This is a genomic window from Pedobacter folensis, assembly GCF_056490665.1.
On sequence record NZ_JBWJIF010000004.1, the window covers coordinates 567,454 to 588,024 of the forward strand.

16 protein-coding genes are annotated in these 20,571 nt (G+C 41.4%); 4 read left to right on the forward strand and 12 right to left on the reverse strand.

The window, feature by feature from the left end; genetic code table 11:
• Nucleotides 1–148: 148 nt before the first annotated feature.
• The 4 genes from AC04QZ_RS22075 to AC04QZ_RS22090 all read right to left on the reverse strand — a co-directional run bounded on the left by AC04QZ_RS22075 (nucleotide 149) and on the right by AC04QZ_RS22090 (nucleotide 4,117).
• Nucleotides 149–1,153, reverse strand: a complete 1,005-nt coding sequence (locus AC04QZ_RS22075; RefSeq protein ID WP_478359498.1) for an LLM class flavin-dependent oxidoreductase — start codon at nucleotides 1,151–1,153, stop codon at nucleotides 149–151.
• A 151-nt stretch (nucleotides 1,154–1,304) separates the two neighbouring features.
• Nucleotides 1,305–1,991, reverse strand: a complete 687-nt coding sequence (locus AC04QZ_RS22080) for a class I SAM-dependent methyltransferase (protein WP_478359499.1) — start codon at nucleotides 1,989–1,991, stop codon at nucleotides 1,305–1,307.
• A 434-nt stretch (nucleotides 1,992–2,425) separates the two neighbouring features.
• Nucleotides 2,426–3,826: an MBL fold metallo-hydrolase RNA specificity domain-containing protein gene (locus tag AC04QZ_RS22085; protein WP_478359500.1), complete on the reverse strand. Its 1,401-nt coding sequence runs from the start codon at nucleotides 3,824–3,826 to the stop codon at nucleotides 2,426–2,428.
• A gap of 63 nt (nucleotides 3,827–3,889) precedes the next feature.
• Nucleotides 3,890–4,117: a YtxH domain-containing protein gene (locus AC04QZ_RS22090; protein ID WP_086548034.1), complete on the reverse strand. Its 228-nt coding sequence runs from the start codon at nucleotides 4,115–4,117 to the stop codon at nucleotides 3,890–3,892.
• 78 nt (nucleotides 4,118–4,195) lie between these two features.
• Between AC04QZ_RS22090 and AC04QZ_RS22095 the strand changes: the two genes are divergently transcribed.
• Nucleotides 4,196–4,822 carry an HAD family hydrolase gene (locus AC04QZ_RS22095; protein ID WP_478359501.1) on the forward strand — a complete coding sequence of 209 codons (627 nt, stop codon included), beginning with the start codon at nucleotides 4,196–4,198 and terminating at the stop codon, nucleotides 4,820–4,822.
• Nucleotides 4,823–4,978: 156 nt separating this feature from the next.
• Here the strand turns inward: AC04QZ_RS22095 and AC04QZ_RS22100 are convergent, their stop codons facing one another.
• Entirely contained in the window at nucleotides 4,979–6,658 is a 1,680-nt protein-coding gene (locus AC04QZ_RS22100) for a DUF6600 domain-containing protein (protein WP_478359502.1), read from the reverse strand.
• Nucleotides 6,659–6,937: 279 nt separating this feature from the next.
• Here AC04QZ_RS22100 and AC04QZ_RS22105 point away from each other — a divergent pair, with 279 nt between their 5' ends.
• Both AC04QZ_RS22105 and AC04QZ_RS22110 read left to right on the forward strand, forming a co-directional pair.
• Entirely contained in the window at nucleotides 6,938–7,639 is a 702-nt protein-coding gene (locus AC04QZ_RS22105; RefSeq protein WP_029274984.1) for an SAM-dependent methyltransferase, read from the forward strand.
• 184 nt (nucleotides 7,640–7,823) lie between these two features.
• On the forward strand, nucleotides 7,824–8,006 hold the full coding sequence (locus tag AC04QZ_RS22110) for a hypothetical protein (RefSeq protein WP_478359503.1): 183 nt from the start codon (nucleotides 7,824–7,826) through the stop codon (nucleotides 8,004–8,006).
• Between the two features lie 94 nt (nucleotides 8,007–8,100).
• On the opposite strand, the gene AC04QZ_RS22115 is transcribed toward AC04QZ_RS22110, so the two are convergent.
• The gene (locus AC04QZ_RS22115; RefSeq protein WP_478359504.1) at nucleotides 8,101–8,625 is read right to left on the reverse strand and encodes a DinB family protein; all 525 of its coding nucleotides are present in this window, start codon (nucleotides 8,623–8,625) and stop codon (nucleotides 8,101–8,103) included.
• 151 nt (nucleotides 8,626–8,776) lie between these two features.
• The gene (locus AC04QZ_RS22120) at nucleotides 8,777–9,094 is read right to left on the reverse strand and encodes a hypothetical protein (RefSeq protein ID WP_478359505.1); all 318 of its coding nucleotides are present in this window, start codon (nucleotides 9,092–9,094) and stop codon (nucleotides 8,777–8,779) included.
• 309 nt (nucleotides 9,095–9,403) lie between these two features.
• Here AC04QZ_RS22120 and AC04QZ_RS22125 point away from each other — a divergent pair, with 309 nt between their 5' ends.
• Nucleotides 9,404–10,174 (forward strand): M57 family metalloprotease, encoded by a 771-nt coding sequence (locus tag AC04QZ_RS22125; protein ID WP_478359506.1) that lies wholly within the window; start codon nucleotides 9,404–9,406, stop codon nucleotides 10,172–10,174.
• Between the two features lie 90 nt (nucleotides 10,175–10,264).
• Here the strand turns inward: AC04QZ_RS22125 and AC04QZ_RS22130 are convergent, their stop codons facing one another.
• The 5 genes from AC04QZ_RS22130 to AC04QZ_RS22150 all read right to left on the reverse strand — a co-directional run bounded on the left by AC04QZ_RS22130 (nucleotide 10,265) and on the right by AC04QZ_RS22150 (nucleotide 20,561).
• Nucleotides 10,265–10,936: an NAD-dependent epimerase/dehydratase family protein gene (locus AC04QZ_RS22130; RefSeq protein WP_478359507.1), complete on the reverse strand. Its 672-nt coding sequence runs from the start codon at nucleotides 10,934–10,936 to the stop codon at nucleotides 10,265–10,267.
• A gap of 92 nt (nucleotides 10,937–11,028) precedes the next feature.
• On the reverse strand, nucleotides 11,029–13,164 hold the full coding sequence (locus AC04QZ_RS22135) for a S9 family peptidase (RefSeq protein WP_478359508.1): 2,136 nt from the start codon (nucleotides 13,162–13,164) through the stop codon (nucleotides 11,029–11,031).
• Between the two features lie 293 nt (nucleotides 13,165–13,457).
• Nucleotides 13,458–16,073: a phosphoenolpyruvate synthase gene (gene ppsA, locus AC04QZ_RS22140; protein WP_478359509.1), complete on the reverse strand. Its 2,616-nt coding sequence runs from the start codon at nucleotides 16,071–16,073 to the stop codon at nucleotides 13,458–13,460.
• 449 nt (nucleotides 16,074–16,522) lie between these two features.
• Entirely contained in the window at nucleotides 16,523–18,715 is a 2,193-nt protein-coding gene (locus tag AC04QZ_RS22145; protein WP_478359510.1) for an alpha-N-acetylglucosaminidase, read from the reverse strand.
• A gap of 79 nt (nucleotides 18,716–18,794) precedes the next feature.
• A complete protein-coding gene (locus tag AC04QZ_RS22150; protein ID WP_478359511.1) occupies nucleotides 18,795–20,561 on the reverse strand; it encodes a RagB/SusD family nutrient uptake outer membrane protein in 1,767 nt (588 codons plus the stop codon).
• Between the last annotated feature and the right edge of the window lie 10 nt (nucleotides 20,562–20,571).

Genomic DNA, 20,571 nt, shown 5'->3' on the forward strand with positions numbered 1-20,571 from the left:
CACAGCGCTCCGCAAAAATTACTCGTTTCAAACTTTTCATAATGGCCGGATAAGTGCGAGCCGTAGCAATCTTTTTGTCAATTCATCAAATAGATTGCTTCACTCCTTCGCAAATCCCTTTCTTCAGTTCGCAATGACGATTTTATCACTACAAAAACATCTCGGCAAGCAACTCATACGATTTTATACGGTCTTCAAAATGCTCAGTTATGGTAACGGCCATCAGCTCATCAACGTCATAATCGGCAGCCAGTTTGGTCAGTCGTTCTTTAATTACCTGCGGGGTACCATAAATCATTCTTGGTTTATTGGCCTTAATGCGTTCCTGTTCTGCAGCATTATAACTGATATCTTTAATGTCGTTCCAGCCTACCGAAGTTAGACCTCCTCCTTTTTCCAGCTGGAGAAAACGATGAGCCATTAAGGCCTCCTGCTGTTTTACCTTTTCTTCATCTGCTGAGCAGAAAATAAAAAGTGCCACATTTTCTACTGGTTTTGCCAGATCAACGGAAGGTTTAAAATGTTCCCGATAGTATTGAACAGCCTGCGGCCCTCCATGTGGGTTAATAAAATGGGCAAAAGAAAAGCCCATTCCAAAGTGTGCCGAAAATAAAGCACTTTGTCCGCTACTGCTTAAAAGCCACTGTTGCGGAACGGTTTCTGCAATCGGAATAGCCTTTATTTTTGCCTGAATACCACCATCTGAAGTATCATGTAAGTAATGCTGCAGCTCTCGCAGTTGTTCTACAAAATCCTGCTCGCTCCAATTGTTTGAGGGATTAAGCATCGAAGCCGTAATGCGGTCGGTACCCGGAGCACGCCCCATCCCCAGATCGATCCGGTTAGGGTGCATCACCTCCAGCAAACGAAAACTTTCTGCAACCTTTAACGCGCTATGGTTAGGCAGCATAATTCCACCCGAACCTATTCTTAACGTTTTGGTATGATTGGCCAAATGCGCAATTAGGATCTCAGGCGTTGAACCTGCTAAACTGGTGGTATTGTGATGTTCTGAAACCCAGAAACGCTGGTACCCTAACCTTTCGGTTTCTTGTGCAAGTATAGTGGTTTCTTCAATGGCGCGACGGGCAGTAACACCCTTGCGAACCGGTGACTGATCTAACACACTTAGTTTTATTTTTGTATTGCTCATATTCGTATGTAACAAATTTATGAGCCTGCTCATTTAAAACAGGAGTACGAAAAGCTTTATGACTTTTAAATTACCCCCTAGCCCCCTCGAGGGGGAACTCAGAGCGAAAACACAAAAACACCTTTTTTATTTTTAAAACAAGTAAAGCCCTTTAGGGCTTTGGGGTTAGTTTGACTAAATACTGATCTTCGCCATCATCAAAAATCAATTCAGCATCCCATCCCGTTTCTTTCGCAATCTGCTTAATGGTTTTTTCATCGATGTATATCCAGTTAAACCAGTTGCCTTTTTCCCCTTTATATTCGTACTGATAAGATACCTCGCCATAATATTGGTTTTGTGGTTTTGGCATATCTTCATATAAATAAGCAATATCAGAAGAATCGAAAATCACCTGTCCGTTAGGGTTAATGAGGTCTTTTAATTTGATCAGAAAATCCTTAAAACCAGGTAAAGTTCCGGTTAAACCAATACCATTCATGAGCATGATAATGGTATCGAATTTCTCCTGATAGGTAAAAATATCCTGCACGAATGCTTTTTTTACACCGCGGTCTTTCATAATATTCACCGCTGCTTCCGAAATATCAATAGCCGTTACATCAATATTAAAAGCCTGTAAAAGTAAAGCATGACTGCCCACACCGGCGCCAATATCCAATACCTTGCCGCTGCACATGTGTAAGGCCTGAAGTTCTAAAACCGGCATATCTTCATCATCACGGAAGAAGAATTCTAAAGGCATTTCTTCTGGCTCCCCATACGAATTGTGCAACCAAAGGGTATCAGCCTCGCCTGTTCTGTAAATATCTGTTAACGCTTTACCAAAAACATCCATGTGGGCAAAGATAGGGAAAATGAATACGATGTAAGATGGAAGATGGATGAAGTGAGATGGAAAATGGAAATTTATAATTACGCTGTTAGTTGGGATTTAAGTTAGTCGGGATTTGTAATCCCGTCTTAGGAGCCAGGGACTTCCAATCCTCAAAAGACAAGTGAAAACCAGACTATAAATTTGAAGAATGAAAGTAAAATGGAAAATGGATGAGGTGAGATGGAAAATGGAAGAGGTATGAAAAGGAGCCGATGAAACAAACTCTTCTTAACTACCTTTGAGGATGTAAAAAGAAAAATCGTCATCTCGACTGAAGCACAGCGGAATGGAGAGATCTATATTTTAGATTTAGCTTCGCTGAGCCTTCGTGTTCTCGACTACGTTACACTCCGCTCGAAATGACGGCGCCCTACAAATCCGGACCAACTTAATCATTATTCGATCTCAAATACCTGATGGTATTCGGGGATAGCCACATGTTTAAAGCCTGTATCTTTCAATTTGCTGGCGAAATTCTGCTGAACTTCGTATTCGCCATGTACCAAAAAGAGCTGTTTAACTTTAGCCGGATCCTGACCTGATAAAAAATGTAATAAATCTTCATAATCGCCATGTGCACTCATCGATTTTATCGATCGTACTTCGGCTTTAACTTCATATTCATCGCGGAAAATCTCCACAACTTTTTGTCCGGCAATTAACCTACCGCCAAGCGATTTAGGTTCGCAATATCCCACCATCAAAATGGTATTTTTCTGATTACCAATATTATTCCTGATGTGGTGTTTTACACGGCCAGCCTCTGCCATTCCCGATGCCGAAATAATCACACATGGTCTGGGATCGGCGTTTAAAGCTTTCGATTCTTCTACACTTTCGATAAAACGCAGGCCTTTAAAACCAAATATATCATGATCTACTTTTAAAGTTTCCTTAACGCCATTATTGTATATCTCAGGGTGGTTTTTAAGAATTTCAGTTGCTTTTGATGATAAAGGACTATCTACATAGTACGGAACATCAGGCAATTTACCTTTTAACTCGAGCCCGTTTAAAGCATAAAGCAGCTCCTGCGTACGGCCAACGGCAAAAGCCGGGATAATCACTTTCCCCTTTTTCACTTTGCAGGTATTGTTAATGATTTCTAGAAGCATGTTTTCGATCGGATCAAGATCTTTATGCAGCGAATCGCCGTAGGTAGATTCCATTAAGATATAATCGGCCTGATCAAACTGTTGCGGGCTCTTTAAAAGCAGGTCGCCATAACGGCCCACATCTCCTGAAAAGGTCATTCGTATCGGTTTTCCGTCTTCTGTAATGGTAAGGTGAACCGCAGCACTACCTAAAATATGGCCGGCATCAGTAAACTTTAGGCGAATACCTGCCTCAATCTCGAAATCCTCTTCATACTCCACAATCTTCATCTGACTAACCGTTTTGGTCACGTCTTCATCGGTGTAAAGTGGCTCTTCCATTTCTTCGCCTTCGCGCAGATGGCGGTTAGAAAATTCGGCATCCTGCATCTGTATTTTGGCAGAATCCATCATTAAAATACGGGCCAGATCCATAGTTGCCGAGGTACAGAAAATCTTACCTTCAAAACCTTCTGCAACCAGTTTGGGCAATAAGCCACAATGATCTATATGTGCGTGTGATAAAACCAGGTAGGTAACCTTTTTGGCATCAAAGCCGAAAAAATCGTTTAATTTATCGGTAATACGGCCCATCCCCTGGAATAAGCCACAATCTAATAAAATCTGGGTGCCGTTTTTTAAGGTAATAAGGTGCTTACTCCCCGTAACAGTACGGGCGGCACCATGAAAAGCAATGTTCATCTAAATGGTGGTTAGAAAATATATAGAATAAAAATGCCGGATATTTCCGGCACTTCCAATTCTTTATGCATTTATTTCTGCTATTTTATCTTTCACCTTATCAGCTACACCAGTTGCTTTATCTGCTAAACCTGCAAGTTTATCTTTCGAACTATCTAAAATATCCGCTAACCAGTCTGATACTTTACCCTTTAAATCGCTGGTAGAATCAGAAGATAATGCCAATGCGATTGTTGCACCAAGTGCTGCTCCAGCTAATACGCCTACTATAATTTTTGTTTCCTTTGTCATAACTTTATTATTTAATAATTAAACATTAATTGGCACTTGTTGTTTTGGTTTTATTCTAACATAAATCATTCCATTTACATGAAGCATATTTTTTTTATCGATTTGGACAATACCATCTATTTTACCAAACCTAACGAAGAACAGTTGATGAGTGGGTTATACCAGCTTTTAGACCAGGAAGATTTAGGGGTTTCTGATGAGGTATATCAAACATCGAAAAAAGATATGTTAAGGACCCCTTTCCAGAAAGTAGCCAAAAAATATGGCTTTAAACAACTAGCCGTTGATCGTGCGGTTGATTATTTAAAAAACCGCGAAGTAACCAGCCCCTTAAAACCGAGCAATGATTACCATTACATTAAAAGCCTTAAAGGACGTAAATTTATTGTAACGGCGGGTTTTCCGAAACAGCAAACCTCAAAGGTGAAGATGTTGGGTATCGCTGATGATTTTGAGGAAATACATGTTGTGGATGTTTCGACCACCAACAAAAAGGAAGCTTTCAAACTGCTGATTGATAAATACAATCTTAAAACAGATGATATCTTAATTATAGGTGATGATGCCGAATCGGAAATTAAATTCGGACTGGAACTGGGGATTGAAACATTTTTACTCGATCCCGAAAACCTGCATCCAGGTGCCAAAAGCACTTTTAGGGGAATTGATTTAAGTAATTTGCATGAGGCAGCAGGGCAATCTTAGTTACTTCATTTGAGCATGGCCTATTGCATTAAGATTCCCGCCTGCACGGGAATGACGATCGCACTTAAAAACCAGATATTACACCTTAGCATAATGCCTGTGAATGGCTTAGGTTAATAAATAAAAAAGTCCCGATTTTCATCGGGACTTATCAATCTATCCTCTACCACCTCTTGATGGTCTTCCTCCTTCAGAGCCGCTTCTTTCACCACCTCTTTGTTGTTGTTGTTGCGGTGGTGCTTCTGTTCTTCTTTGTTCTTGTCTTTGTTGCATTTGCTGCTGCTGTTGCTGTGCTCTTTGTTGTTGAGCCTGCGCATCACGCTGTGCACGTTCTTGTTGTTGCGCCTGTGCACGTTGTTGCTGTGCCTGGGCATCGCGTTGCGCTCTTTCTTGTTGCTGAGCCTGAGCTTGCTGCGGACGTTGTTGTTGCAACTGCTCATTTCTTTGCTGTTGCATCTGCGCATCTCGCTGAGTCCTTTCCTGTTGCTGGGCCTGGGCTTGCTGTGCACGTTGCTGTTGCAACTGCTCATTACGTTGTTGCTGTACTTGGGCATCACGTTGCGTACGTTGTTGCTGAAATTGCTCATTACGCTGTGCTCTTTGCTGCTCCATTTGGGCCGCGCGTTGTTGTTGGTCTATCTGACCACGTTGCTGTGTTTGAACATCGCGCTGTGTACGTTGCTGATCCTGGCTCATACGGTCTTGTTGCGTACGTTGTTGCCTCATCTGTTCTAAACGCTGCTGATCCTGACCGCGGTTTACGTTTTCTTGTCCGTTTCTTCCGTCTACACCATTGGCATTTCCACGGCTAACACGTCCATTAGCATCTCTATTATAAACTTCGCCTCTGTTATTAGGCTGATTATTATTATCTCTGCTTATGGTACCGTTGTTTCTATCAGGTTGTCCGGTACGGTTATCTCCTCTTGATCCAAAACGGTTATCACTATTATTGTTACTACCACCTCTTTGATCGCGATTGCTATAACCTTCATTTCTTCCACCCCTGCTAATACCAGCATTTCCTTGCTCAAATTTTCTTGGTGCTGCACTACGGTTGTCCGCATTACGCTCTGGTCTAGGTCTGTAGATAGATACTTCCCTGCTATTAATCCTGCTTGCACCTGGTCTTGAACCTTGTGAATACCTATAAACGGTTACATCCCTGTTGGTTGCACGTCTGATATCTTCCACCCTTGGGCCACCATAATAGGTTCTTCTGTTATAAACATAGGTATTATTGATAATGGTGGTGTTTCGGATATATACATTGTTACGACCATAATCATATCTTGGGAATACATTGATATAGATATTGCGTTGCGGAATAAAGTTCCAGCAGAAATCTGGCACAGCATAACGACGGCCAAAGCTCAGATTAATATTAATGCTTGGTGCCATTGGTGCCCATCCGTAATATCCATCGCCGCTTCTCCAATCTACCCAGGCTGGTCCCCAATTGGTATCCGGTAACCAGATCCATTGCCTGTAACTGTTAATTACCCAACGGCCATAGTGGAAAGGTGCCCAGCCCCAATCGTAATTAGAAACCCAGGTATTACCATATTCGGTCATGGCCCAGCGTCCGTTGGTATAATATGGACGAAATTCGCTTTGATCTACCTCCGGGCGCCAAACATATCCATATTGAGGATCTTGTATCCAGGTTCCATAAGGCGAAAGTTCATCGTAAAAAGTCTGTAAAGAAACATTGCCAGTGCTATAACCATCGTCCTGGTAATCGTTTTGATAGTCTTGTGCCCTGACAAGGGTTGTGGTTCCGGCAAGGAGCGCAAATAGCCCCAGCACAAGTGCCGTAGATTTCAGTGTTTTCATTTGTGTGTTTTATTTTAATAACCTAATGTGTGTGTATCAATTAGAGAACCAAAAATATAGAAGGTTTAATATGCATGCATAGTTTCTGCGTTTTCCTTCAAATATTGCCCTACAAGGCATATTTAACTAATATTTAACGTTTTAAGCCGAGTTTAATTGTGCAGAAAATAAGTCAGTTAGAAATAAAATTTGCTACACCTTTGCTTACAAAAGAGATTATATTGCCAGTACCGCAAATTTTAGAACTTAAATTCTATTTATTGTAAGTATTTTTGTAGCATGCAAAAAGGCACTTTATACCTTATTCCCGTACCATTGGCTGAAGAGGTAGCACACAAAACTTTTACCCCTTATTTGGTTGATACCATTAACCAGATTGATACCTACATTGTAGAAAATAGTAAAACAGCCCGCCGGTTTTTAAAAGAGGCTGGTTTAAAAACACCTCAAAAAGATTTAATCGTGCACGATTATGGCAAACATAACCGAACCGATTTAGGTCAGTTTTTTGTTGAGCTTGCCGCCGGAAAAGATGTAGGTTTAATGAGCGAAGCGGGTTGTCCGGGCATTGCCGATCCCGGGGCTGATATTGTTGCCGAAGCACATAAACGCGGCATTAAAGTGGTACCATTGGTAGGGCCAAGCTCGATTTTACTGGCCTTAATGGCCTCAGGTTTTAACGGACAGAGTTTCGCATTTTGGGGCTATTTACCAATTGATAAAGAACAGCGGACCAAACGCATTAAAGATTTAGATTTATCGGCGAGCCGTTACAAACAAACCCAGATCTTCATCGAAACACCTTTCCGCAACAACCAGCTTTTTGAAGAAGTGCTGAAAAGCTGCAAACCCAATACGCAGGTTTGTGTAGCCAGTAACCTCACGGCAGAAGATGAGTTTATTAAAACCCAAAGTGTTTACAATTGGCGCAAAGAGGAAATCGATCTTCATAAACAACCTACTATATTTTTGTTGTACTAAGATAAAATCGTCATCTCGACTGAAGCGTAGTCCCGAATTATCGGGAGAGAGATCTTTTTATATAGATTTCCCGACTCCGTTGCACTTTGCTCGAAATGACGAACAATTTCAAAAAATCAAAACATATCCGATAATAGATTGGTTGTTATCATAGCGCGCTGCAATTTATTTACTAAATCTTAGCATGATGAAAAACACGATCACACCAAAAAACAATCCAACCGTTCAGGGCAGTTCAATAGCCGATCGGGCGAACCACGATGTTAAAACGGATAAAAAAATCCAGGGAATAACCAATGGCGGTGGCCAGCGGTCAGATCAAACTTCTAACAAGGATAATCAACGGAAGTACGATAATAAAAAATAATCGAAGGTCGTTTAATATGACCAAAAGAAAAGGCTTGTCGGAAAATCTTTATTAAATGAGATTTCCTGACAAGCCTTTTTTAATAAATGGCATTTTATTTTGCCATTACATTATAGAAGTTATAATCCGTCATGGGCGCTCCTGTTATGCCTAAATTATGGCAAATCGTAATGATCTGGCCACGGTGGTAAGTACTGTGGTTGAAAACATGTAGCACATATTCGAAATTCTGAAAGTCGGAAGTGAACCAGGGGCTTTGGATTTCCGTTTTCTGATTAAATCTATCTTCACTAATTGCGGTAATATAAACGGCTAAATTTTCTGACTGTTTCAACAGCGCATCAAAAATATCATTCAAACTTCCATATTCGCGAAATTCGAATTCGGTTTTAGTAAGAATTGAATACCAATACTCCTGCGCCTGTAAAATATGGGCGAGCGTTAACTTTACACTTTTAAAACTCGATAATACTTCCTGCTCCAATAACTGTTCCGGATGATTTTTTAACCAGTTTACCAAGGTTAAATTTGCCCAGAAATTATAGTTTGCATAATTTTTCATTAAATACACAAGAGAAGTTTCTTCCATTGTTTCTGCGAATAATTGTTCCTGTACCATGTCTTTTTTGCTTTAGTTACACAAAGAAAACACAGGCCACTGACAACCCTATGGCAGTGTAAAAATCAGCATGAAAATATTTTTAAAATAAACATTTCCCCATCCATTTTCCATCATCCATCTCCCATCTTACATCATCCATCTTTGCCTCCTACCTGATCACCCTATCAGGAGAATAGGCGATAAAATACTCCGATCCGGTTTGGATACTGACATTCCGATCGGGCACATTAACTTTAGGTTGTTCTTTAAGCTGCGATAATACGCTCGCTGCAAAATCATGTATCTTTTTTGGATCTACCCGGCAGGAAACCGTCGGAAAGAAATCATGTTCTATTTCGGCCTTTCCCTGCTCACTTACCTGGCTAAACTTCCACGATTCTTTGGCCCGAAAACCATTTTCGTTGTTGGCATTGTTTAAATGGTATAAAAACACCTTCGCCTGTAAGGCTATACTCTCATTTTGCATACTATAAAATTTGGGCCTTCCGGCCATAATTTGGTAAGGTAAGAAGAATTAACTGGTACGCTGTTTTTTTTTCGACCTGCAAGCGGTGCCGCCCGCACGTTATTTTCGGTTTACCAATCAATCCCATTAAAATAAATCCATAAAAACAGACTGTTTGTGTAAATTTTTAAATACAAATATAGCTTTACAACATTACATCATATACTAATTAAGTTTTCGTGTAAAATAATAAAATGGGCGGATATTAATGTAACACCTTCTGTTACATTTGTTTATCAGCTCCGAAAGGACTTAACTAACTTAAACTTCATGAAAAATAATCTAAAAAAGATTGCCATCGTTGCCATGGTGGCATTGGTAATTGCCGCCTGTAAAAAAAATCAGGAATCGACCACTGCGCCACAAGAAACGGTAAAAAATGCTGACAAAGTTTTACAGTACATTAAAGACCTTGGTTTCCCTGCATCAAGCATTGTTGATAATGGAAATGAATTTATCGTAGAAGAGGATATTTCATTTCCGAAAAACATGGAAATCCCGGCTAATGGTGCTGGCGCAAAAACAGAGCAATACTATACCGGAAGCATTGTAAACAGCACTAAAAAACTGAATATTAGAATTTTTGTAGATCCGTCTATGACTTCTATGAGCAGCGAGATCAATAGTGCAATTGCGCAATGGAATGGTGTATCGGGCTCAACCTTAAGGTTTAGTATCGTAACTACGGCACCATATGATATCTTAATCAAAGACGAAGCCTTAACAGCGCCTCCGGGATATGTTACCTGTGGTATGGCACAATTCCCTTCGGGCGGAAGTGCTGGTGCGCTGGTTAGAATTAACAAAGCAGGCATTGCAGGTAATTCCTTTGCACAACGTGCAAGAACAATATGCCATGAGTTTGGACACTGTATTTCTTTCAGACATACGAACTGGTCAGCTCAGGGCGAATCTACGGCCACAAACGTTCCTGGTGTTACTGGAACAGATGCTTTATCACTGATGAATGGTGGCCAATGTGGATCGGGCGCAACAGTATTATCACAAAAAGATAAAGATGCCACTGCTGCATTATATTAAAATTTGCTAAAAACAACTAAACAAACCTAAACTGGTCTATAAGGAGCTGATAAAATGATTAAGCCCGGGCGCTCATTGTAGTAACTGGGCTTATTCTTTTGATAAGGCTATAATGTCTTTCCCTTCTAAAATCCGTCGCTCGCCATTGTGGCTTAAAGTATTAATCATGGCATTGCCCAGCTCGTCCATGGTGCAAAATCCACCCGGATAAATGGCCCTTCCAACAGGAAATAACCAATTGATATAAGTATAAAATTTATGGGCATATTTTTGTCCTGGCAATGGTTTAATAAAACCCGGGCGAAAATTAAATACCTGTTTGAAAGGTAATTTCATTAAATCGTTCTCCGTTTTACCCTTTACCTGCGCCCATTTCAACCGGCCATTCGCATTAGTTCCCCCCCCTGAAACATAACAAAAAGTCATTCCATCGTTCAGCTTGCTTAAGGTTTCGGCAACATGCATGGTTAGGTTATAAGTCATTTTGTAATAAGTATCGCTATCAACACCTACAGAGGTAATGCCTAAACAAAAGAAACAGGCATTGTAACCTGAAAGCTGATTTTCAATTGGCGAAAAATCGAAAAAATCAGCATGGATAATCTCTTTCAGCTTAGGATTCGTATACCCACAAGGCTTACGGTTGATGACTAAAACGCCATCAATTTCCGGACTGTTTAAACATTGCATCAATACGCCTTCGCCAACCATTCCTGTAGCACCGGTGATGATTACGTTATTCTGACCTCTGGTTTTTCCCATGATTAATTGTTTACGAACTAAAACGATCCAAAAGAAGCTTTGTTTAGCACAATATACAAAAAGAGCAACCGGTTAAAGTTGCTCTTAAAAAATTATCTTGCTGAGGGGCCTTTCATCTGGTAATCTTTAGGTGGTTCTGCTCCTAAAAGATGTTGTACAAAGTAATCCCAGCGTCGTCGCGTCATGTAAGGCGAGTAATCGCCATAACCGTGTGCACTATTTGGAAAAATAACCAGATCGAAAGATTTGTTTGCTTTTTCTAATGCTTCAACTACGAGTAATGTATTGTAAGGTGGTACATTATCATCCATCATACCATGTACCAGCATCAGTTTTCCTTTCAGATTTTTTGCATAGTTCTGGTTGGCCTGTGCTTCGTAATCAGAATTTTCTACCAAACCATTGTAACGCTCGCCCCAATCGTCCTCATAATTTCTGTTGTCGTGATTACCTGATTCTGAAATCCCCACTTTAAAGAAATCCGGATAACGGAACATGGCCGCAGCGGTGGCAAAACCACCACCTGAGTGCCCCCAGATCCCTACTTTTGTCGTATCAATAGGGTATTTAGCAGAAAGCTGTCTGATGGCTGCAATCTGATCAGGCAGGGTATTCTCGGCCATATTGCCATAACTCATGTCATGGAAACTTTTAGATCGGTCGGGATTACTGGTTCCTTCTATTACCACGACAATAAAGCCCAGTTCGGCCAAAGCCTGATTATCGCCACGCGAAGCCGCAAAAGACCAGCTGCCTACGCTACCACCCTGCGGACCTGGGTAAATATAATCGATCACCGGGTATTTCTGCCCTGCATCCATTTTGGTTGGTGTAAAAACCAGTCCGTAAATATCGGTTTTGCCATCTTTGGCTTTAACTGTAACCGGAACAGGGGCTTTCCAGCCGGTAGCGCTTAACCTCGATACATCTGTTTTCTCTAAAGTATTGATCAGTTTCCCATCGATACTTCTTAAAACAGTAACCGCTGGTACATCTGGTTGCGAATAAGTATCTACAAAATATGCAAACGAAGGTGAAAATACCACCTGGTGGTTGCCTTCTTCAGGGGTTAACAATGCCAGGTTTTTCCCGTCGAAACCGATTTTGTATAAATGGCTGAAATAAGGATTCCCTTTTTCGCGGCCATTCGCCATGAAGTAAAGTGTGCGTGTTTTTTCGTCAACTTTAATTAAACGGCTCACTACGAAATCGCCTTTGGTAATCTGGTTTTTCAATTTTCCGCTGGTCGCATCGTACAAGTACAAGTGGCCCCAGTTATCTCTTTCCGAATACCAGATAATTTCTTTTGATGCCGGAAGGTAGCGCCAGTTGATGGCTCCCTGACCAGATTCGTATTGTGTTTTTACCGTTTCTTCAAAAACTTCTCGAACCGCACCTGTTGTGGTATTGGCAATGCGAAATTTTTCATTTTTATGATCGCGGGAGGTAGAAAGGAAGGCCACTTCAGTACCATCGGCTTTCCAGTCGATATCATCAAAAGTACCGCTGCTCGAAATATCATCGCTTAAGGTTGCACGGTGTTGATCTGCCGGTATGTTTAGCGAAACCATCTTCGCATTTTCTACATCAATAACTACTCTTCTAATCGTTGCAATCTGTTTATCACCAGGCAGAGGGTATTTCCATGCTTTTAACACTGGCGCACCTACATTAGTGGTTACCAGATACATGTCTTTGGAATTTCTTTGATCCTGCTGAAAAGTGGCTATCTTTTTCGAATCAGGCGACCAGCGCAAAATCGGTGCATCGCTATGTTTCCATCCCGCATTGTCGGTAGCATAACCATAATCTTTAATGCCATCAGTGGTTAACTGTGTTAATTTTCCTGTGGCTACATCCTTAACAAACAGGTTGTAATCTTGAATTAAAACGGCTTTTTTCCCATCAGGAGACAAAACTTCATTGCGGCCAGCGCCCCGGCGTGATGGCGTCGCACTGCTTTTATAGTCGGTAGTTAACGTTTTGGTTTTCTTTACCGGATCTACCAAAAAAGTTTGTTCGGCACCATTGGTTTTAGTGGTGTACCAGAATTTATCGCCATCCAGCCAGTTTGGTTGCACACTGGCATGGTCGATATACTTTGCGGTGTTGTAGCTCATAAAACTTTCCGCTCTTTCGTAATCTTTAACGGTTAAAGCTTTATGCTGAGCATTTGCTGTAATGGCTAAAGCACAAGCCGTTACGGTAAGCCAATATTTATTCATCATGTTAGTTAATCTTGCGATAAAAATAAGACTGTTTTAGGAAATGATTGGTATTAATCTTGATATAATTTCCCCAAGCATCATAATCTTTCTTTTTTTGGAAAAGCAGGTTCCTGTGTGCATCGGCGCTGAAAGTCCTGCTCATTCGCGCTACTGCGTGCCGCTTCGATCAGGTTTATTTTACCTGGTTAGGTGGTTCTTGGGAAACATCAATCCGTGCACAGCTATATAAACTGAATAGAAAGCTTTTTCAGATAATAGAAGTAGTTATTTTACCTGGCCAAAACCAGCTCCAATTACAGGATTTCTACAAAGCCATCCGTTCCGTTTAACCTAATGCGCTGCCCGTCTTTGATCAGTTTGGTCGCATTTTCTACACCCACAACGGCCGGCAGGCCATATTCTCTTGCAATCACAGCACCATGCGTCATTAATCCGCCAACTTCGGTAATCAGGCCTTTTATGGAAACGAACAAGGGCGTCCAGCTGGGGTCGGTAAATGGGGTAACAAGGATATCTCCATCTTCCAGATCGGCATCTTCCATGTTTAGGATAACGCGTGCCCGTCCTTCAATCACTCCTGAAGAAACCGCCAAACCTACAATGGCTTCGGCCGGAAGATTTTCGCGTTTGTATTTACCCCTTATAACTTCCCCATCGGATGTAATTACCCTTGGTGGAATTAGTTTTTGGTACTGTTTAAAGGTTTCTTTTCTTTGGTGTACAAGCTGAATATCTAATGTATTGGTGCTTACCGCTTCACGCAATTCCTGAAAGGTGAGGTCATAAATATCTGCGCTCTCGCTGATCACTTTGGCTTTTAAAAGCTTTTCGGCTTCTTTCAGTAAGGCCTGTTTATAAATAAAGAAGCGGTTAACGATTCCGTATTTTGGATATTCGCGATAACCTGCAAAATTCCGGAGCAGGTTGATCATCTGTTTGGTTTCCTTTACTTTTTGTTCGCCTTCTGTCAGAGATGCTAATTTACCCAATAATTCATTTTCCTTTTTTAAAGCTTCCCTTTGCCCCTGCTCAAATTTTCGCTTGCCGGCATTGGGTTCAAAGTTTTTAATATTGCTAAGCAGCAGGGGAATGAGTATGGATGGTTTTTCGCTCCAGCGTGTATTGGTAATATCAATTTCTCCGGCACAGCGCATGCCGTATTTTTCGAGATATGCGTTAATTGCGGCGCGGGTTTCTTTACCTCCATCAAACTGCATCAGACCAGCTAAAAAATGATCCTCCTTTGCCTCCTGTAAATAGTTAATTACCTCTGGATAAGGGCGAATCACATCTGCCACATCCAATAGTGCCAAACCCATTTCTGAGGTGATATTATTGGGTGCCGACTGAGACAGTGCATCTGCCGGATTTTTTTCACCCAACCATTCGTCCATCTTTTCGTTGATCCAGGCTGCAGCATTCATTGCGGCGATGATCACACCCATGTGCTTCGAATCAAATATCATCTTCTTCGATTGCCCGATATCTTCCAGAATAAAATCAAATAGGTCAGGTCCTGATTTCGTTTGGATAGCTTGCTTTAGTGCTGCTACTGATGCCTCATCTTTTTTAATCAGATCAGCAACAATAGCCGGGTCGTTTCCTACTTGTGCTAAAATCGCCGCAGCAGACATGCCTTTAGTACTTTTGGCCAACAGGGGTACTTTTCCATCATCTGGTAGCAATTTGATAAAATCACCTCGCCCGGTAATGGTGATTAATGCATCTTTGATGAGCGGATCGTGTTGCCCCATCGCATCTAATAAATTCTCCCTTCCCGATGGCGTAATCAAACTATCGGTAACATCAACAAACAATCTTCCACCCGCGCTAAACATCGGCCTGGCCGCTCTTAATTGCCATAACGATAATCCCAGTGGTTTCATCGGGTCCGTCATCATTTGCTGATGGCCAACAGATATATACACATGGTTTTCAGCATCATTTGTTTCCGGAATGGGATATAAAGTGGTAATTGGCCGGCTCTGTACCATGTAAAACGCATCATCAGCCAAACACCATTCCGTATCCTGAGGCTGCCCGAAATGTGCTTCGATTTTTCGGCCTAGTTGCTCGAGTTGTAAAATCTGTTCGTCAGTGAGCACTTGCCTGTTTTGCGCTTCTGCCGAAAGGTCCTGAGTTATTGTACCTCCATCCTTTAAGGCATAAATAGCCAGTTTCTTGGTCGATATCTTTTTATCTGTAATCCTGCCATTGTACACCTGATAATTATCGGCATTCACCAGGCCTGAAACCATGGCTTCACCCAGGCCAAAACTGGCATCGATGGATAAGATTTTCCGATTTCCGGAAACCGGATTGGCCGTAAATAAGATTCCTGCAGCCTGCGGAAAAACCATTTGCTGCACCACCACGGCTAACTGCACTTTATGGTGATCAAAGTCATGCTGGATGCGATAAATTATAGCCCTATCCGTAAATAAGGATGCCCAGCACTTGCTGATGTGTTTTATGACAGCTGTTTTTCCGATAATGTTCAGGTAGGTATCCTGCTGACCTGCAAAAGATGCTGTAGGCAGGTCTTCGGCGGTAGCACTCGATCGGACAGCAAAGGCTGTATGTTGATCAAAAAGGGCAAGATAATTTTCAATCTCTTCGCTTATGTCATCAGGAATGGATATGCTTTCGATAATTGCACGGATTTTTGCACTGGTTTTGCTAACCGCAGACCGATCTTCCGTTTTAAGCTGACTCAATTCATCCATTAAGCCATTTAGTTCCTTATTGTTCGCCGTTATTTTCTTATAGGCTTCGGTGTTGATGCAAAAACCATCGGGCACATGGATACCCTCAATTTTAGATAGCTCGCCAAGATTGGCACCCTTACCTCCAACGCTCAAAAGGTCAGCCTTGTCGATTTCCCGAAAACCAGTTACGTATGTGCTCATATCATTTCCTTTTTTTTGGTAGAAATTGTCTCTTCACCCTACAAAAAACAATTTAAACTTTGTTTATCAACGCTTTAACAGCAATTTTCACAGAGACGAAAAGCCAAAAGTATAAGGTATAAAAGACGAAAACAACGTTTTTTGACTATATTTTTCAAGGCGCAATAATGGGCCAAGTATTGGCGTTATCCTTACAACAAAGGGGTAATAATTTATATAGATTTCCTTCTGTTCCGGGGTTTTCCCTGTCAGGAAAGCCAATAAACCGGTGCTCATATGTATACAAACACCAAAGCTGAAAAGATGGATTGTGGAAGCTATTGAGTGGGACGTACGGCTTTGTCTCATCTCATGGCAGAAAATAAAAAAAGCCTGCTATCCGTACGAATTGCAGGCTTTTGAAAGCATTTTGGCAGATTTATTTATATCTACTATATTTAAAACTGTATTTAATTGAAATAAGGGCTGTATTTAAGCATCAGTAACTGGCTTTTCTGAAAACTATTGCCAACAGGTGAACTGCTAAAAGTCTTGTGCTCATCTACCCATTGGTCTTCAAATTTGTATGTTTTCTGTTTAAAGGCCTTTTCATCAAATTTAGTTCCTTCTTTAGCGCTTAGTAAAACATCATTCAAAAACATTTCCCATCTTTTTTTGTAAAAATCGCCGGTTAAACCTGCCCAGCTGCGGTTGCCATAATCGTTTAACGAACGCTGTTTGCCGCCCCAAACCGTGATCAGCATTTTAGCATCCTTTTCATAATAATCCTTTTCCCGGGCATTTTTACCTAATTTTCTGGCATCAGCTATCCATTTTCCCAAAAGCATACTCGGTTGTGTAGCCAACAGTTCATCCAGGTCGTCAATCAGGCTTAACATCTCCGCTTTCTTTTTGGTCATTCCTACAATATCCTTTCTCTCGTAAGCAGCTGCGAAATCGTCTCTCAACGTAATGAAATGATTACCCAAAACCTGTCTGCCGATGTTAACCAGATCATAACTAAAGGATTGGTGAGCCGGATTTTGAATCGCAAGCATTTTCTGCCATATTCCAAAAAGTGTTTTGTTGTTATAGTTAAACTTGGGGTTCGGGGTCCAATGTGCGGTACCCTTTAAAGTGGGTTTTGCATTTACTAAAATCCCCTGCCCCAGTTGCGAAGGCCTGTTATACACTTCTTTTACCAGCTCATTCCATGCCGCCTGATTGTTGGTATCTACACGGCCCAATCTTCTGTTGGCCCAATTGTTCGTCCAGCTGTTTACATCTGTTTTGCCGGTGCTCCATGCTTTTTCAAAAACATAATCATACATCACCGGATTAACATCAAAACCTTCGAGCGTTGAGCCTACTCCGGTTAAATTCGCACCCCCGTTTTTAAATGCATTTTCCATTCTGTCTTCAACGGTTTGTAAATTTCCCACCAGCATGCTGTTGCCACCAAAGTTGCCCAGGTAACACCAGATATAAGGCTGGTTAAAATACGACTCGGTGAGTTTCCATACTTCGGTACTTTCTGCGTAATAATCTAAGAGTGTCATTTTATCTTGCGGTACCGCCCTGACAAAGGCTTTAATGCGTTCGTTGGTCCATTCTTTGCGCATATAGTAAAATACCCAGGTCATTTGCAGCCATTCGGCCGATGGGTCTACCGACTTCATGGAGCTATAAATCACATCCGCAGCACTGGCCAGGTATTTAGGTTCCCAGCTTGGTGGGGTTACCTCGTTAAAAGGGTCTGCACCGTAAATATGGTCCGTTCCAAATGCTGCAGTCTGCTCTGCTAAAAAGGCGGTCTGTATCTGTTTAAATAATGGATCGAATGGATCGAGGAAGTGGCTGTAATATTCTTCGCTAAAACCTCCCCAGGTACCCAAATCAGTAATTTTTGCATTCGGAAACTTAGTTTTAATGGCCTGTGGAACGTGTCCGGCAAAAGCAGGTAAAATGGGTTTCATGTTTAACTCGCGTTCGCGCTTAACGATTTTCTTTTGTAAGGCGAGCTGGTCATCCAGCCATGATTTTGGCAATGGGCCATCCCAATGGTCGATGTTCGACATCCTGTGCCAGGGCAAAAATGCAGGTCCGGTAAAATAACTGCGTATCTGCTCATCACTTAAACCCATTTTCGACCATACTTTGTACCAGATGGCTTCCTGCCCGGTAATAGAAAGCGGCATGTTGATGCCGTTAAGGGCCATCCAGTCAATTAAATGCTCCCAATCTTTCCAGCCCCACCAGGGCATGGTATAACCGAAAGTACAATAGTTTAAAAAGAAACGGTTTTTAACCCTTGCCTCCTGGTTAATTTTACTTGTTAACACGGGCATTAATTTGGGAAGATCGATCTGATCATCCTTATACCAGGAAACGGAGGTGTTGCAATAATATTTAAGGTAGTGGTTTAGGCCATAAGCCATCGAGTTGTAACTATTCCCTTTTACAATCAGCTTACCTTCTTTACTTTCCAGTTCAAAATAGTCTTTTCCTGAAGTGGTTTGGCTTTGCTCAAACAGGATATTTTTAGCATAGGGTTTAACAATCCTTTTTGCCAGATCTTCTATAGGTGTTGCTGCTTTTGAAAATAATGAGGGGAGAAAGAAAACAAGAAATAAGTAGGAAAAGGTTTTGATGGACTTGGTCATTTGTGTTATTGTTATTAAAATTATATTATTAAAAAAGGGGCCGCCATGAAAAAGCATACCCCTTTATACTTTCTGTTAATTATTGGAGCGTAGGGTCGAAAGTGCCTCCCCAATCTTTGTTTTGCAGTAATTTATTAGCATTTGCAATGATGTTTTGTGCTATAGGTGCAAAATAATATTTGTCAGGAACAATATTGAGTTTGTTACCGGTTTGTGGTACACTTAACGGAACATATTTGAAGTTCTCTTCTAACAATTGGTTAGCCTGGCCGAGCGACCTCGCTTTTGCCAGTGCCATTTCTGAACCATTGGCTTCGATGGCGATGGCTTCTAAACCCGTTTTGCCTTTGTTATCTAACAAACTAAACATACGCCATCTTCTCAAATCGTTAAACCTAAAACCTTCAAAACAAAGCTCAATATTCCTTTCGTCCATAATGGCTTTACGCATTTGCTCACGGGTGGTGGCTACAATACCATAATTTCCATCTGCACCGGGTTCAATACCCGCACGGGTTCTAATTTGCCTCAATATATCCAATGCATCTGCTAAATGATTGGTTTCGTTCGCAGCTTCTGCATAGTTTAACATGACTTCTGCATAACGCATCAATACATAATCTACGCCGGATTGTAAGACAGTAGCTTGCGTTAAGGTTAAATCGCAACCTTTTAACACAAAGAATCCTGCATTTACATTATTATTGGTAGAGCGGTCTGGAGAATTTGGATTAATCCCGTTATTATCCAAAGCATTGGCAATGCCCAATGCGGTATATTGCCGATAGCCGGCAGCCGTACCTGCAACAGGATAGGTTTTTGCATTCCAAACGATAGATTTTTCAAACCTTGGGTCTCTGTTTTTCCAATACGATTTTAGCATATCAGCATCAGATAAAAAATAGGCACTGGTTGGGTCATTATAAAGCTTTCCATCTTTCATGGGGAAGGCCTTTACAAATTCGTAAGTTGGGGTAACAGCGGTGTTGCCTCTTGCTAAAGATAAGGGGCGAAGTCCGTTGTCCCAGCTTGCCGTTTTATCCGGAAACTGATTAATTACAGAAAAAACCACTTCGGTATTACGCTCAGCAAGCGCTATCGTCGAATAATCACTTACCAGTTTGTAACCCTGTGCTTTTAAATCATCATAAGCTTTTTTATTTACGGTATAAGCATCGGCCCAATAGGCATTATCCCATGGGTTGCCTGGATTAAATTGTGGTGAAGCCTTATAAAGTGCCATTCTTGCTTTAAAAGCCAGGGCGAAGTTACCATCAATTCTTCCCCAACTGGCAGAGCTCGGCAAATTACGTTTTGGCAGCAAGGCAATAGCCTGATCTAAATCGGCATTCATGAAATCAAAACACTCTTTGGTTGAGTTTCTGGGCACATTAAGTTCATCCTTATCTTTATCCTGTGGGATTTTGATATAAGGGACACCACCATAGGTTCGGACCATGCCAAAATAAAAGTAGGCCCTGAGAAAATAGGCTTCTCCTAAAATTCTATTTTTGGTGGCATCGGGTAAAGTTCCTTTGGGTATATCCAAAATAGCTTGGTTAACCAACCTAACCGGAGCGTAATTCCAGTTACCCAAACCGCCATTGGTGATGGTTACAGCATCTTGCGGAAAAGCAATGCCCGATAGCTGATCGCTGTTACGATCGGCACTTGCATTCCAGTTGCCGAAGGCAGTAGGATAAATATTGGTTAAATAAGCATCAGCTAATAATTGATCGTTCCAAATTTGATTGGGATCATATGCCGTTAAATTGTCAACATCTAATGCTTTTTTACATGCCGAAAACAGCGTTACGGCGATGAGGAATATGAATATTTTTTTCATAAAAATTTGT